Raw genomic sequence first — 14608 nt, forward strand, 5'->3', positions numbered from 1 at the left:
GAACGGGAGGAACTGATAGTATGGAACGAAGTCTATCGATGGAATTAGTGCGTATCACTGAAGCGGCAGCAATTGCTGCTTCAAAATGGATGGGCCGCGGCATGAAGATTGAAGCGGATGATGCAGCGACCACTGCAATGAGAACGGTATTTGATACCATTCCGATGCGTGGTGTCGTCGTCATCGGTGAAGGTGAGATGGATGAAGCTCCTATGCTGTATATCGGTGAAGAACTGGGGACTGGCAATGGTCCGGAAGTGGACGTTGCAGTAGATCCTTTAGAAGGAACAAATATTGTCGCTGCTGGCGGCTGGAATGCTTTGGCAGTTCTGGCAATTGCAGATCGCGGCAACCTTCTGAATGCTCCTGATATGTATATGGAGAAAATAGCGGTTGGGCCGGAATCAGTGGGCAAAATCGACATCAACGCACCAGTCATCGACAACCTTCGTGCAGTGGCGAAAGCCAAGAACAAGAACATCGAAGACGTCGTGGCTACCATTATGAACCGTCCTCGCCACCAGGAGATCATTGATCAGATCCGTGCAGCGGGAGCCCGCATCAAATTGATTGATGACGGCGATGTTGCCGGTGCAATCAATACTGCATTCGATCAAACTGGCGTCGACATCCTATTCGGAACTGGCGGAGCACCCGAGGGTGTAATCGCTGCAGTCGGCTTAAAATGCCTGGGCGGCGAGATCCAGGGGAAATTGGTTCCACAGAACGAAGAAGAAGCGCAGCGCTGCATCGATATGGGCCTTGACGTAAGTAAAGTCCTGATGATGGATGACCTCGTCAAAGGCGATGATGCCATTTTTGCGGCAACCGGCGTCACAGACGGCGAACTATTAAAAGGCGTCCAGCTGAAAGGCGGTTTCGCCGAAAGCCATACATTGGTCATGCGTGCGAAATCCGGAACCATCCGCTTTATCGAAGGGCGTCACAGCCTGCAGAAAAAACCGAATCTTGTAATGAACGATTAACGATCCTACTTCATAAAATGAGTCCGGCAATTTGCCGGACTTCTTCTTTAAGATCTTCTCAATCATTCACTGCTGATCCTCAAATCATATAAGTTGAATCAAACAAATATTTTTGCACATCGCTTAGCCCGTGGACGCAAAAGTTATTGCATTCATTCAACTTATCTACAAACTAAAAATAATACGAATAAGAGTGGTGTCCGATACATGGCAACGATAACAATCTCCGCATTGGAGAATATGACATTAAAAGAACTTTATAATTTAGCAAAAGAATACAAGCTGAGCAACTACAGCAAGCTGACCAAAAAGGAACTGATTTTCGCGATTTTGAAAACACGTGCGGAACAGGAAGGTTTCTTCTTTATGGAAGGTGTTTTAGAGATCATCCAATCGGAAGGTTTTGGTTTCCTGCGTCCGATCAACTATTCACCGAGTTCACAGGACATCTATATCTCAGCTTCCCAAATCCGTCGTTTTGACTTGAGAAATGGCGATAAAGTTTCGGGGAAAGTGCGTCCACCGAAAGAAAACGAACGTTATTTCGGCTTGCTTCAAGTGGAAGCGGTAAACGGTGAAGATCCGGAAGTGGCAAAAGAACGCGTCCATTTCCCAGGGTTGACGCCGCTTTACCCGGACCGCCATATCCGCCTGGAAACGACACCGGCACATTTGTCCACCCGCATTATGGATTTGGTTGCACCTGTCGGGTTTGGCCAGCGCGGTTTGATCGTGGCACCTCCGAAAGCAGGGAAAACGATGCTGCTGAAGGAAATCGCCAATTCGATTACGACCAATCATCCGGAAGCGGAATTGATTGTTCTGCTGATCGATGAGCGTCCTGAAGAAGTGACGGATATCGAGCGTTCAGTGGATGCCGATGTCGTATCGTCAACTTTCGATGAAGTGCCTGAAAATCATGTCAAAGTCGCTGAACTGGTTCTGGAACGCGCAATGCGCCTTGTTGAACATAAACGTGATGTCGTCATTTTGATGGATTCCATCACGCGTCTGGCACGAGCATATAATTTGGTGATTCCACCAAGTGGCCGTACACTATCTGGGGGGATAGACCCAGCAGCCTTCCACCGGCCGAAACGTTTTTTCGGAGCCGCCCGCAATATCGAAGAAGGCGGCAGTTTGACTATTTTAGCGACAGCTTTAGTAGAGACCGGCTCACGTATGGATGAAGTCATTTACGAGGAATTTAAAGGAACTGGCAATATGGAATTGCATCTTGACCGTTCTTTGGCCGAGCGCCGCATTTTCCCAGCACTTGATATTCGCCGTTCCGGTACACGCAAAGAGGAATTGCTGATCGAGCCGAAACAGCTTGAAAAGCTTTGGTCCATCCGGAAAACCTTCTCGGATTCACATGATTTCGGTGAACGTTTCCTGAAAAAAATGAGCCAAACGGATACCAATGAAGAATTCTTTGAGCAATTGGCTACAGAAATGAAGACCCACCGAAGCAATAAGAAGATGATTTAAGTGCTTGCAAATGGTACGGGGATTTGTTATGATTATGAGAGTGAATCAAAACAAAGCTATTGCATATACGGTCTGAAGAACCGTGTAAGGCAATAGTAAAATAGATTAAACTCTGTTCCAGATGGTTCAGGGCGAGAGGAGAAAATTACAATGAAAACAGGTATTCATCCAGATTACAAACAAGCTACAGTAACTTGCTCATGTGGGAACTCTTTCACAACTGGTTCTGTAAAAGAAAACATCAGCGTTGAGCTTTGCTCTGAATGTCATCCATTCTACACTGGACGTCAGAAATTCGCATCAGCAGATGGCCGCGTAGATCGTTTCAACAAGAAATACGGCCTAAAAGAAGAAATCAACGAGTAAATAAAAATATACCTGCCTAGCGCGAAAACGCCTGGCGGGTATTTTTTTTTCGCCTTCTATCTGAAAAAACACCTTACATATTTCAAAAAACAGCAAGCAATCGCATGATTTTTGGTATGATAAAGAAAAACTTCACCTATATAAGTTGAACTAAAGAATCATCAAAAATAAGTCACTTCGGCGCTTTGGACAAAGTTTCCGCAATAAGCCGAGAAGACCACTCGTCTCATTGCTCCGCTCGGTATTCGCCTGCTCCTGTGCCGCGCCGGCGTTAAAGAAATCTCTAGAGATATGGAGCAAAACAGCTATGCTATATCCCTATCGATAGCGTAGCTTTAAAAACCGTGCTCCTTCGTGCTGCGCACTACGTCGCAAAGACATTGTCCTCGCAAGCTACGGCTAATGTCTTCGGAGCTGTTTTGCGGAATATCGGCTACTATAGTTAGTTGAGTTCAATTTATATAATTAGGAAGGGCTTCATATTTCTATAAACATTAGTGCACGAAAAAAACAACCAAGAGTTCGAAAGGGGTCTCACCTATGTATGTCATGAAACAAACAGGATGGGTTGAATTGATCTGCGGCAGCATGTTTTCCGGGAAATCGGAAGAATTGATCCGCCGTGTCCGCCGTTCCCAATTCGCCAAACAAAAAATCGCTGTCTTTAAACCGAAAATCGATGACCGTTACAGCAAAGAAGCGGTCGTTTCGCATAATGGTGCAACTGTGATTGCCCTGCCGATTTCCCGTTCAAACGAAATGTGGGAGTACATTACCGATGAATTTGATGTCATTGCCATAGATGAAGCCCAATTTTTTGATGAAGACATCATTGAAAATGTCCAGAAGCTTGCAAACCACGGTTTCCGTGTAATCGTGGCAGGGCTCGACCAGGATTTCAGAGGCCGCCCGTTCGGCCCGATGCCGGCATTATTGGCAATCGCCGAACAAGTGACGAAACTTCAAGCTGTCTGCACCGTTTGCGGTTCTCCTGCAAGCCGCACGCAGCGCTTGATCGACGGAAGGCCTGCAGGATCGGATGACCCGACAATTCTGGTAGGTGCATCAGAAGCCTACGAACCACGCTGCCGCCATCACCATGAAGTACCGGCTGGCGTGACTGTTAAGTGAATAGATAAGTTGAACTAATGATCTTCGCCTGACGATATTCCGCAAATCAGCTCTGCTTTCGGGCCCGCAGGATACGGGCCATGCAGCTGCCAAGGGCTTGCGGAATATTAAATCAACAAAAACTATAATAAAAAAATAGAACTCGAGGTGACACCCATGTTTGATCGTTTACAATCAGTGGAAGATAGATATGACCGTTTAAATGAATTATTGAGCGATCCGGATATCATCAGTGACAACAATAAACTTCGCGAATACTCCAAAGAACAATCCGACCTTCAGGAAACAGTCGAAACTTACCGCAAATACAAAGATTTGACTTCGCAACTGACAGAAGCGAAAGCCATGTTCGATGATAAGATGGATGCGGATATGCGCGAAATGGTCAAAGAAGAAGTCAATGAATTGGAAGGGCAGATTAGTGTAGTCGAAGAGCGCCTTCACAAACTGTTGATTCCAAAAGATCCAAATGATGACAAGAACGTAATCATGGAAATTCGTGGAGCAGCAGGTGGAGATGAAGCGGCTTTATTTGCCGGTGACCTATACCGCATGTATACGCGTTTTGCCGAATCTAATGGCTGGAAAGTCCAAGTCATGGATTCAAACCCGACTGGCCTTGGCGGATTCAAGGAAATCGTCTTTATGGTTACTGGGAAAGGCGCTTACTCAAAATTGAAATATGAAAATGGCGCACATCGCGTACAACGGGTTCCGGAAACGGAATCGGGCGGCCGGATTCACACCTCTACAGCTACAGTGGCTTGTTTGCCGGAAGTTGAAGAAGTGGAAGTTGATATACATGAAAATGATATCCGTACAGATACCTATGCATCTTCCGGAGCTGGTGGACAATCTGTTAACACGACGATGTCCGCTGTCCGCTTGACGCATCTTCCCACGAATACAGTGGTAACCTGTCAGGATGAAAAATCACAGATTAAAAACAAAGCGAGTGCTATGAAAGTTTTGCGTGCACGCGTCTATGAAAAATTCCAGCAGGAAGCACAAGCTGAATACGACGCAGTCCGCAAATCCGCAGTAGGAACTGGCGACCGTTCTGAACGGATCCGGACGTATAACTTCCCTCAAAACCGTGTTACAGATCACCGCATCGGATTAACGATCCAGAAATTGGACCAGATTTTGCAGGGGAAAATGGATGAAATCATCGATGCCCTGATTGTGGAAGAGCAATCTGCACGCATGGAAAGCCTGAACAATGACCAAGCTTAAGTATGTTTATGAGGCCCTCAACAGGGCTTCTTCTTATTTACAGGATAAGGGCCGGGAAGAAGGGGCCGCACGCATTCTCCTTCAGCATGAAATGGGCCTGTCGTATTCGGGTTTGATTTCTTCGATGCGTGATGAAATCAGTGAACAGCAATTTGAAAGGTTTTGGACGAATATCGAATCGCACGCCAAAGGAATTCCAGTCCAGCATTTGACGGGAAGCGAAGAGTTCTACGGAAGAAACTTTATGGTGAATTCGGATGTATTGATTCCGCGTCCGGAAACAGAAGAGTTAATAGAAGAAACACTGCAGCTGATTGAACGCCATCTATCGAAAAAAGAATTGGCAATCGCCGATATCGGAACGGGCAGTGGGATTATCGCCATCACCCTGAAATGTGAATTGCCCGAAGCACAGGTTGTAGCGACGGATATTTCACAAAAGGCACTGGATATGGCAGCAAAAAATGCGGAACGTTTAAATGCCGACATCGATTTTCGGCTGGGGGATCTGGCCGAACCGATTGAAGGCGAAAAATGGGATGTTATTTTGTCCAATCCGCCGTACATCGCTTATGCTGAAGCCCCTGGATTGTCGGACAGTGTCCGCGATTTTGAACCGCATCATGCGTTGTTTGCAGACAATGAAGGCTTGGCTCTTTATGAAAAGATGGCGAAGCAATTTCCGAAGATGCTCAATAAACCTGGCATCATCGGTTTCGAAATAGGTTATCAACAGGGACAAGCTGTCGAAAAAATGCTGAAAGACGCTTTTCCGGATGCTTTAGTCTATAGTAAAAAAGATATCAACAAAAACGATCGAATGGTTTTTGCGTTAATAGACTAACTTATGCACAAAGTACCCACAGTTCGGCGGAGTTTATCCACTGATTGTGGATAGAAAGGTGAAAAACCTTTAAAAATAGGAGTTGTTCATGTGAAAACGGAAATTATTTTTGTGGATAATGATGTGGACGAAGAAGAAAGTTATGCACAGGCTGTGGAAATCCTGCTTTCCGGTGAAGTTGTCGCTTTTCCGACTGAAACGGTTTATGGATTGGGCGCAGATGCCACCAATGCGGAAGCTGTCGGCAGAATTTTTGAAGCAAAAGGACGGCCAGCGGATAATCCATTGATTGTCCATGTTGACTCGAAAGAGACGGCACTGGAGTATGTGCAGGAAGTTTCTGCGAAAGCGCTGCAATGTATGGATGCTTTCTGGCCAGGTGCATTAACCCTGATCATGCAGGAGAGACCGGGAGCATTCGCAAAAAATGTTACTGCCGGCCTTGAGACGGTCGGCATCCGCGTGCCGAATCATCCGGTTGCCTTAAGTTTGTTGCGCAAGCTTCAATTGCCTTTGGCTGCCCCGAGTGCCAACACCAGCGGCAAGCCCAGCCCGACTTTGGCTGAGCATGTCTATCATGATATGGAAGGCAGAATTCCGCTGATCCTGGACGGCGGCGCTACGGAAATCGGCATTGAGTCGACAGTGTTGGATACGACCTGCGAACCACCGGTCATTTTGCGTCCTGGGAAAGTCTCGAAAGAGCAGATAGAAGGAGTGATTGGAACAGTTCGAACCTCGTCCGGAAACAAAAACAATGTTCCAAAATCACCGGGAATGAAATACATGCATTATGCACCAACTGCCCCTTTATATTTAATCGAAAACGAAGAGGGATTGATTGAAAAAGCAATTGACTACATTCAGGAAAAGGGAAAAACGGTAGCTGTTCTCAGCAAAACCGAGTATCCTGCAGCTGATTTCAATTTTCCGCTGTCGATGGAAAGCCTGTATGCCAGTTTGCGGAAATGTGATTCAACGGATGCTGATTTGATTTTGGCATCGGTTGAACCCGGATTGCAGGAGAATGATGCCTTGATGAACAGACTCGAAAAAGCGGCGGACCACAAGTGGTTCAGCTGAATCGCTGAAAGGAGATGCTGTATGAGAATTCTTTTTGTCTGTACAGGCAATACATGCCGAAGTCCGATGGCTGAAGCCATCTTGTCGGCCCGGAATCTGCCGGAAATCGAAGCCCGTTCTGCCGGTATTTATGCCGGAGTCGCGCCTCTCTCTAAAAACGCCCAAGCTGTGCTGGAGCAGCAGCAAATTTCTTTTGCGCATACCTCAAAGCCGCTTGAAGTGGAAGATATGCAATGGGCCGAACTGATTTTAACTATGACTTCCTCCCATAAAGTGACGCTTATACAGGCATATCCTGAAGTGGCGACAAAGCTCTATACGCTGAAGGAATTTACGGAAGGCTCGACAGAAGATATCAGTGATCCCTATGGCGGGCCACTGGCACTTTACGAGCAGACTTTCCAGGAACTCAAGCATTTGATTGATAAATTAATCGATAAAATCAACTGAATGAAAAAGACAGGCAGGCCTCTCAAGGCTTTGCCTGTCTTTTTTGCGTAAAAATGTTAGAATTGATTAAAAGCGTAATCGAAATTCGCATAATTCGACATTGGCGCTTTTGCTGAACGATAAATTTGATTTCAAGAAAAGAGGGTATATCATGAGAGTGGCAATTTCATCAGATCACGGCGGCAATAACCTGCGTAAAGAAATCGTTAACCTAATGAACGAAATTGGTATCGAATATCAGGATTTTGGACCACATACAGACGATTCGGTCGACTATCCGGATTATGCAAAGCCGGTGGCTGATCGTGTAGCGAGTGGAGAATTTGATCGCGGTATTCTGATTTGCGGCACCGGCATCGGCATGTCCATTTCTGCGAATAAAGTCAAAGGAATCCGTTGTGCACTTGTTCATGATGTGTTCAGTGCAAAAGCGACCAGAGGGCATAACGATTCAAATATTTTAGCGATGGGTGAGCGCGTCATTGGCCCAGGGCTTGCGCGTGAAATCGCCCAAACTTGGCTGACAGAGGAATTTGAAGGCGGCAGACACGGCAAGCGGATCCAAAAAATTACGGACCTCGAAAAATAAGGAGGAGTCGGCATGCAAACTTTATGGCAATTGCAACTTGAAGAGGTTTTAAGTGAATTGGAGCAGCAGATCGAGTTCAGGAAAGGCCAAGTGTTTGTAGTCGGCTGTTCGACATCGGAGGTAGCAGGAAAAAGGATCGGAACAGGCGGCGGATTAGATATTGCCGAAAGTCTGTTTGAACCTTTGGAGAAATTTGCGTCACGCCATCACTTGTTTTTGGCATTTCAGGGTTGCGAGCATATCAACCGTGCATTGACGGTGGAGCGGCAGGCAGCCATCAAATATGGCTGGGAACCTGTTTCGGTTATTCCGGTTGCAAAAGCGGGCGGTTCGATGAGTGCCTATGCATTCAGCAATATGGCCGATCCGGTTGTAGTGGAAGAGATTCAGGCTCATGCAGGAATCGACATCGGGCAAACGATGATCGGTATGCATTTGAAAAGAGTTGCCGTTCCTCTGCGAACTTCTGTTAAACTAGTAGGTGAAGCGATTGTAGCAGCTGCAACTACACGGCCGAAATTGATCGGCGGTGAACGTGCGAGCTATGATCGTGAGCTTGTTCAATCACGGGAGGGATATACAGATGGAATTGATTAAGTCGCAAGACCCAGCAGTATATGAAGCGATGAACGCAGAAAAAGGAAGACAGGAAGCGAATATCGAATTGATCGCTTCTGAAAACTTTGTCTCACAAGCCGTTATGGATGCACAAGGATCAGTATTGACCAACAAATACGCAGAAGGCTATCCGGGGAAACGCTATTACGGAGGCTGCGAATTTGTGGACGTTGTCGAAAACATTGCCCGCGACCGCCTGAAGGAAATTTTCGGCGGCGATCATGCGAACGTTCAACCGCATTCCGGATCACAGGCCAATATGGCAGTCTATACAGCAGTTTTGGAAAAAGGCGATACGATACTTGGGATGAACCTCAATCATGGCGGCCACTTAACACATGGCAGCAAAGTGAATTTCAGTGGCATGCAGTACAATTTTGTTGAGTACGGCGTTACAGAAGAAGAACAATTGGTCGATTATGAAGCAGTTCGCCAGGCAGCATTGGAACACAAGCCGAAAATGATCGTTGCTGGAGCAAGTGCTTATTCGCGCAAATTGGATTTCGCTAAATTCCGTGAAATCGCTGATGAAGTCGGAGCATATCTGATGGTCGACATGGCACACATTGCCGGTCTGGTCGCTACTGGAGCTCACCCTAATCCTGTCCCTCATGCCCATTTTGTTACATCGACTACGCATAAAACACTTCGCGGACCACGCGGCGGGTTGATCCTCTGCAATGAGGAATTTGCGAAAAAAATCGATAAAACCATTTTCCCAGGAATTCAAGGCGGACCGCTTATGCACGTAATCGCAGCCAAAGCTGTTGCATTCGGTGAAGCGTTGCAGCCGGAATTCAAAACCTATATTGAACAAGTCGTGAAAAACGCCCATGCACTTGCTGAAGGCTTAATCGCTGAAGGTGTGGATATCGTTTCAGGCGGAACAGACAATCACTTGCTGTTGCTGGATCTTCGCTCGTTGAATCTGACAGGCAAAGTCGCAGAACATGTACTGGATGAAGTCGGTATTACGACAAACAAAAATACCATTCCTTTCGACCCGGAAAGCCCGTTCGTCACTTCCGGCGTCCGTCTTGGAACAGCTGCCGTCACATCTCGTGGCTTTAAAGAAGCGGACATGAAAGAAATTGCTTCAATCATGGCAATGCTTCTGAAAAACCCGGAAGACGAATCAGTGAAAAAAGATGCTGCAGAACGTACAGCCAAATTGACTGCTGCGCATCCTTTATATAAATAAGTTAATACAGCTGCCGGGTTAATGCTTGGCAGCTTTATTTTTTCCATAAATAAATGGGGAAGTTTGTTTGCGTATTGCCTAAATCAGGAATAATACCTATTACATACAATTATTTCAGTTAATAAGATTTTGAAAGTTCCTATCGTCCGAATTACTGGGGAAAAACGGAATTACCACTTTTAATCTATACATAGAGCTGTTTACAGGGGGGACGCGTCGTATGCACACGCATGAATTGAAGAGAGATAAAAAGGTGATCATGGAGTGGCTGCGCCGTCTGGGTGTTGAATTCCATACTTCATTTTTGATTGTGAATTCGGAAATGGAAGATCATCCTGTCGTCTATGCTAATGACGCCTTCTACAAAATGATCGGTTATAACGAAAAAGAAACTCTGGGACGCAATGGGCGTTTCCTGCATGGTGAAAAAACGTCTGAAGAAGCAAGTGAAAAAATACGTATCTGCGTGGAAACAGGCGAAAGCGGTATTGTCGAAATCGTAAACTACCGGAAAAACGGCACGCCTTTTTGGAATGAGATCACTGTTCAGCCCTTATCATTTCCGGAGAAGAATTTCAAATTCACATTGATGCTGCAACATGACATCACCGACCGCAAACGCGCAGAAGCTTTGATTAAGCTTCAAAAAGAGACCTATAATGGAATCGAAAAGGGCTATATGCTCAGCATGCTGCTGCAGAATGTCTGTACTACTGCCGAATCATTCTTTATTGATGGGGCAAAATGTACGGTGTTATTGATTGACGACACAGAACTCTATAAAATCGGTGCGGCCAGTTCCATGCCAAAGGGTTTCCAGAAAGCAATCAACGGACTGCTGGTTGAAGAAGATATCGGAACATGCGGAGCGGCTTTCCATCGGCAGGAGCCGGTGATTGTCGAGGACATGACTACGGACTATCTATGGCGAAATCATCAGCAATTGGTGGAAAACTATAACTTGGTGTCAAGCTGGTCAATTCCGATCTACAGCGTAGAAGGAATGCCGATCGGCACATTCGGCATTTACTTTCCTGTAGCACTGTCACCGCATGAAAAAGATTTGGCTTTCATGGAGGAAGTTGCTTCGATCGCTTCACTCGCGATCAAATACTCCCGCCAACATGAAGAAGTTCTTCGACTGGCCTATACCGATGAAAATACGGACTTGCCCAACCGCAATTATTTCAGAAATGAAATGATGGAAATGCTGAAGGAAGGCAAGGAAGGGTTTGTGGCATTCGTGTCCACAGACGAATATGTCAAAGTGGTCGATCAATATGGCCACAGTGCCGGAGATACCATTATGCGTGAAATTGGCAAGCGGTTGATGCTGGCGCAGAATTCCTCGAATAATTTGATTGCCCGGTTCTCAGACTCTACATTGGCGATGTACAGCATGACACCTTTCACCAAAATCCCGGATTACCTGGAACATCTTCTGCAAGGGTTGATCGAACCTGTTGCAGTCGGTGATATGGAATTGTTCCTGACCTTGAAAATGGGCGTTGCCATCGTAACGCCTCATCAGGTCGATTCGGAAGAAATAATTCGCTGCGCCGACAGTGCATTATCCCAGGCAAAGCTCCGTACTGGTGAGTCCATCTGCTATTTTGAAAGTGAATATGACGAATTCATGATGAAGGATCTGCGCGTCGCAAATGAATTAACAGCAGCGATCAGACGCAATGAGGTGGGGGTTCACCTGCAGCCGAAAGTTGATTTGAAAACCGGTGAGATTCTGAGCTTTGAAGCGCTGGCTCGGTGGACGTCGCCGGATCTCGGTACCATCCCGCCGGATGTCTTTATCCCTGCTGCTGAAAAAAATGGCAAAATCCGTTTGTTGGAACAAAGCGTTTTGAAGCAGGTGCTGCAATGGATGAAAAAAAGAGTTGAGCATGGGCTGCAGATTCGCCAAGTGGCCATCAATATATCTGCAGACCATTTCTTCCATCATTCTTTTGTTCCACATTTGATGGACATGACTGCTGAATATGGCATTGATCCACAATGGATTCAATTGGAGATTACGGAGCGCATCGGCTTTGTGGATATTGAAACGGCCAATAAAGTATTCAAGCACCTTAAACATTGCGGCTTCACGACTTCGATTGATGATTTCGGGACTGGTTACTCGTCGCTCAGCTATCTGCAGAAGCTGCCTGTCGAGGAACTGAAAATTGACCGGTCCTTCATTTCCAATATGGGGGAGCCGGGAACATTGGCCATCATCCGTACCATCATCCAGCTGGCGGAAAACTTGGATATGCGTGCAGTTGCTGAAGGTGTAGAAACGGAAAAAGATCGCCAAACCTTGTTGAGGCTCGGCTGTAAAGTGGGGCAGGGATATCTGTTCTACAAGCCTATGCCCCTCAACGAAGCTTTCTTGTTATAGAGCATCAAGTGGTTTTATGAAGTGCCGGCAACCGGCACATTGCTTGAATTGGAGCAGCTAGAAAAGAATTATAGAGATTTTACGGAAAACCGGGGCAATATTTCCCGGTTTTTTCTTATGGGTAAATAAACCATGGGTGAAAATAACTGAATAATAGCAAAGCGGGATCTGGCAACTTGAGCCAATGATTTTCTGTTATACTATTTAAGATAATGTGTGAAAAGGAGAGATAGGCCGTGGGAAAAGTATATGTTTTTGATCATCCGCTAATTCAGCATAAACTGACGTACATCCGTGATAAATCGACAGGCACGAAAGAGTTCCGTGAATTGGTCGACGAAATCGCTACATTGATGGCGTTCGAAATTACACGCGACTTGCCGTTGGAGGAAATCGAAGTGGAGACGCCGGTCCAGCTGGCGAAATCAAAAGTCCTTGCAGGAAAGAAATTAGGCGTCGTGCCGATTTTACGTGCAGGCATCGGCATGGTGGATGGAATTTTAAAATTGATTCCAGCTGCTAAAGTCGGACACATCGGTTTATATCGTGACCCGGTCACATTGCAGCCGGTTGAATACTATTTGAAATTGCCTTCCGATGTTCAGGAGCGGGATTTCATCGTTGTGGATCCAATGCTGGCGACAGGCGGATCAGCTATCGAAGCAGTCAACTCCATGAAGAAACGTGGAGCTACGAAAATTCGTTTCATGTGCATCATTGCAGCTCCAGAAGGTGTAGAAGCTCTTCAAGAAGCGCATCCTGATGTGGATATCTACATTGCGGCACTCGATGAAAAATTAAATGAAAAAGGATATATCGTCCCAGGTCTTGGAGATGCTGGTGACCGGTTATTCGGAACAAAATAAGAGAGCGGGGTATATCAGCTTGACGAAAAAATGGAAAGTAATGACGATATTTGGTACGCGGCCAGAAGCCATCAAAATGGCGCCGCTTGTTCTGGAACTTCAAAAACATCCTGACACCATCGAACCATTGGTGACAGTGACAGCGCAGCACAGGGAAATGCTGGACCAGGTGCTGGAGACATTCCAAATCACGCCTGACTTTGATTTGAACATCATGAAGGAACGCCAGACATTGACCGACGTAACGATGCGCGCCATGCAGGGTCTTGATGCAGTCATGAAAGAAGCGAAACCGGATATTGTACTGGTACATGGCGATACGACGACAACTTTCGCTGCCAGCCTTGCTGCCTTCTATAATCAGGTTGCCGTTGGACATGTTGAGGCGGGCTTGCGTACGCACAATAAATATTCGCCGTATCCGGAAGAAATGAACCGTCAGCTGACGGGTGTCATGGCCGATATTCATTTTTCACCAACTGAAAAATCAGCTCAGAACCTTCTCGATGAAAACAAGAAGGAAGAAACGATCTACATCACCGGCAATACAGCCATCGACGCACTTCAAACAACAGTGCGCGAAACTTATACGCATCCGATTCTTGAGAAAATCGGTACGGACCGCATGATCCTATTGACGGCACACCGCCGTGAGAATCTTGGCCAGCCGATGCGCAATATGTTCCGTGCCATCAAACGCCTGATTGAAGAGCATGATGATATCCAGGTGGTTTATCCGGTACATATGAACCCAGCTGTGCGTGAAGTGGCGGATGAGGTATTGGGCCGTGATCCGCGCATCCATTTGATTGAACCGCTGGAAGTTCTGGACTTCCATAACTTTGCAGCTCGCTCATTCTTTATTCTGACCGATTCGGGCGGGATTCAAGAAGAAGCGCCTTCACTCGGCAAGCCGGTACTGGTTTTGCGTGATACGACTGAACGCCCTGAAGGGATCAGTGCAGGAACCTTGAAGCTAGCTGGAACAGACGAAGAGACGATTTATGGAATGGCTAAAGAATTGCTGACGGATGAAGATGCTTATAAAGCGATGTCCCAAGCATCCAATCCATACGGAGACGGCAAAGCTTCGGCGCGGATCGTCGAAGCACTGCATGTGTATTTTTCGAAACTGTGATTGGATGAACGGTCGATTCCGCTTTTCATGTGTCCAGCTTCATCGGCCAACTCCTCGGGTCGTAAGCCGGCCTTCCTGTGCGGCAAAAAGCGCCACTTCGGAATTCCGTCTTACGCCTGTCGGAGCTGAACGGCCGATTCCGCTTTTCTGGTGTCCAGTTGCAAGCGCCTAGCTCTTCGGGTCATAAGTCAATCCGGCTGTGTGGCAAAGAGCG

The 14608-nt window shown here is 46.5% G+C and carries 14 protein-coding genes; all 14 read left to right on the top strand.

Annotation, left to right across the window (positions count from 1 at the left end):
- Positions 1-20: 20 nt before the first annotated feature.
- The 14 genes from glpX to wecB all read left to right on the top strand — a co-directional run bounded on the left by glpX (position 21) and on the right by wecB (position 14394).
- A complete protein-coding gene (glpX, locus tag Q0785_RS01740) occupies positions 21-986 on the top strand; it encodes a class II fructose-bisphosphatase (protein WP_223640293.1) in 966 nt (321 codons plus the stop codon).
- Positions 987-1193: 207 nt separating this feature from the next.
- Complete coding sequence (gene rho / locus Q0785_RS01745; RefSeq protein ID WP_298824372.1) at positions 1194-2477, top strand: transcription termination factor Rho; 1284 nt, start codon at positions 1194-1196, stop codon at positions 2475-2477.
- A 150-nt stretch (positions 2478-2627) separates the two neighbouring features.
- Positions 2628-2843 carry a 50S ribosomal protein L31 gene (gene rpmE, locus Q0785_RS01750; RefSeq protein ID WP_006829249.1) on the top strand — a complete coding sequence of 72 codons (216 nt, stop codon included), beginning with the start codon at positions 2628-2630 and terminating at the stop codon, positions 2841-2843.
- A gap of 540 nt (positions 2844-3383) precedes the next feature.
- Entirely contained in the window at positions 3384-3974 is a 591-nt protein-coding gene (locus tag Q0785_RS01755; protein WP_298824385.1) for a thymidine kinase, read from the top strand.
- A 156-nt stretch (positions 3975-4130) separates the two neighbouring features.
- Positions 4131-5210: a peptide chain release factor 1 gene (prfA, locus tag Q0785_RS01760; protein WP_298824388.1), complete on the top strand. Its 1080-nt coding sequence runs from the start codon at positions 4131-4133 to the stop codon at positions 5208-5210.
- Entirely contained in the window at positions 5197-6054 is an 858-nt protein-coding gene (gene prmC, locus Q0785_RS01765) for a peptide chain release factor N(5)-glutamine methyltransferase (RefSeq protein ID WP_298824391.1), read from the top strand. The genes prfA and prmC overlap by 14 nt, the downstream gene beginning before the upstream one ends.
- A 90-nt stretch (positions 6055-6144) precedes the next feature.
- Positions 6145-7137 carry an L-threonylcarbamoyladenylate synthase gene (locus Q0785_RS01770; RefSeq protein ID WP_298824394.1) on the top strand — a complete coding sequence of 331 codons (993 nt, stop codon included), beginning with the start codon at positions 6145-6147 and terminating at the stop codon, positions 7135-7137.
- 21 nt (positions 7138-7158) lie between these two features.
- Positions 7159-7587: a low molecular weight protein arginine phosphatase gene (locus Q0785_RS01775; protein WP_298824396.1), complete on the top strand. Its 429-nt coding sequence runs from the start codon at positions 7159-7161 to the stop codon at positions 7585-7587.
- Positions 7588-7738: 151 nt separating this feature from the next.
- The gene (gene rpiB / locus Q0785_RS01780) at positions 7739-8176 is read left to right on the top strand and encodes a ribose 5-phosphate isomerase B (RefSeq protein WP_191713552.1); all 438 of its coding nucleotides are present in this window, start codon (positions 7739-7741) and stop codon (positions 8174-8176) included.
- Between the two features lie 12 nt (positions 8177-8188).
- On the top strand, positions 8189-8773 hold the full coding sequence (locus Q0785_RS01785) for a TIGR01440 family protein (RefSeq protein WP_223640312.1): 585 nt from the start codon (positions 8189-8191) through the stop codon (positions 8771-8773).
- The gene (gene glyA / locus Q0785_RS01790) at positions 8760-9995 is read left to right on the top strand and encodes a serine hydroxymethyltransferase (RefSeq protein WP_223640315.1); all 1236 of its coding nucleotides are present in this window, start codon (positions 8760-8762) and stop codon (positions 9993-9995) included. The genes Q0785_RS01785 and glyA overlap by 14 nt, the downstream gene beginning before the upstream one ends.
- 220 nt (positions 9996-10215) lie before the next feature.
- The gene (locus tag Q0785_RS01795; RefSeq protein WP_298824418.1) at positions 10216-12390 is read left to right on the top strand and encodes an EAL domain-containing protein; all 2175 of its coding nucleotides are present in this window, start codon (positions 10216-10218) and stop codon (positions 12388-12390) included.
- A 236-nt stretch (positions 12391-12626) separates the two neighbouring features.
- The gene (gene upp / locus Q0785_RS01800; protein WP_223640321.1) at positions 12627-13256 is read left to right on the top strand and encodes a uracil phosphoribosyltransferase; all 630 of its coding nucleotides are present in this window, start codon (positions 12627-12629) and stop codon (positions 13254-13256) included.
- A 19-nt stretch (positions 13257-13275) separates the two neighbouring features.
- Complete coding sequence (gene wecB, locus Q0785_RS01805; RefSeq protein ID WP_298824424.1) at positions 13276-14394, top strand: UDP-N-acetylglucosamine 2-epimerase (non-hydrolyzing); 1119 nt, start codon at positions 13276-13278, stop codon at positions 14392-14394.
- The last annotated feature ends 214 nt before the right edge of the window (positions 14395-14608 follow it).

The sequence above is a fragment of the uncultured Planococcus sp. genome, assembly GCF_947501725.1.
Taxonomy (GTDB): Bacteria; Bacillota; Bacilli; order Bacillales_A; family Planococcaceae; genus Planococcus; species Planococcus donghaensis_C.

What these genes read in the sequence shown, in the direction of transcription:
- glpX (WP_223640293.1), top strand. Translation starts at nt 21, where the DNA reads ATGGAACGAAGTCTATCGATGGAATTAGTGCGTATCACTGAAGCGGCA.
- rho (WP_298824372.1), top strand. Translation starts at nt 1,194, where the DNA reads ATGGCAACGATAACAATCTCCGCATTGGAGAATATGACATTAAAAGAA.
- rpmE (WP_006829249.1), top strand. Translation starts at nt 2,628, where the DNA reads ATGAAAACAGGTATTCATCCAGATTACAAACAAGCTACAGTAACTTGC.
- Q0785_RS01755 (WP_298824385.1), top strand. Translation starts at nt 3,384, where the DNA reads ATGTATGTCATGAAACAAACAGGATGGGTTGAATTGATCTGCGGCAGC.
- prfA (WP_298824388.1), top strand. Translation starts at nt 4,131, where the DNA reads ATGTTTGATCGTTTACAATCAGTGGAAGATAGATATGACCGTTTAAAT.
- prmC (WP_298824391.1), top strand. Translation starts at nt 5,197, where the DNA reads ATGACCAAGCTTAAGTATGTTTATGAGGCCCTCAACAGGGCTTCTTCT.
- Q0785_RS01775 (WP_298824396.1), top strand. Translation starts at nt 7,159, where the DNA reads ATGAGAATTCTTTTTGTCTGTACAGGCAATACATGCCGAAGTCCGATG.
- rpiB (WP_191713552.1), top strand. Translation starts at nt 7,739, where the DNA reads ATGAGAGTGGCAATTTCATCAGATCACGGCGGCAATAACCTGCGTAAA.
- Q0785_RS01785 (WP_223640312.1), top strand. Translation starts at nt 8,189, where the DNA reads ATGCAAACTTTATGGCAATTGCAACTTGAAGAGGTTTTAAGTGAATTG.
- glyA (WP_223640315.1), top strand. Translation starts at nt 8,760, where the DNA reads ATGGAATTGATTAAGTCGCAAGACCCAGCAGTATATGAAGCGATGAAC.
- Q0785_RS01795 (WP_298824418.1), top strand. Translation starts at nt 10,216, where the DNA reads ATGCACACGCATGAATTGAAGAGAGATAAAAAGGTGATCATGGAGTGG.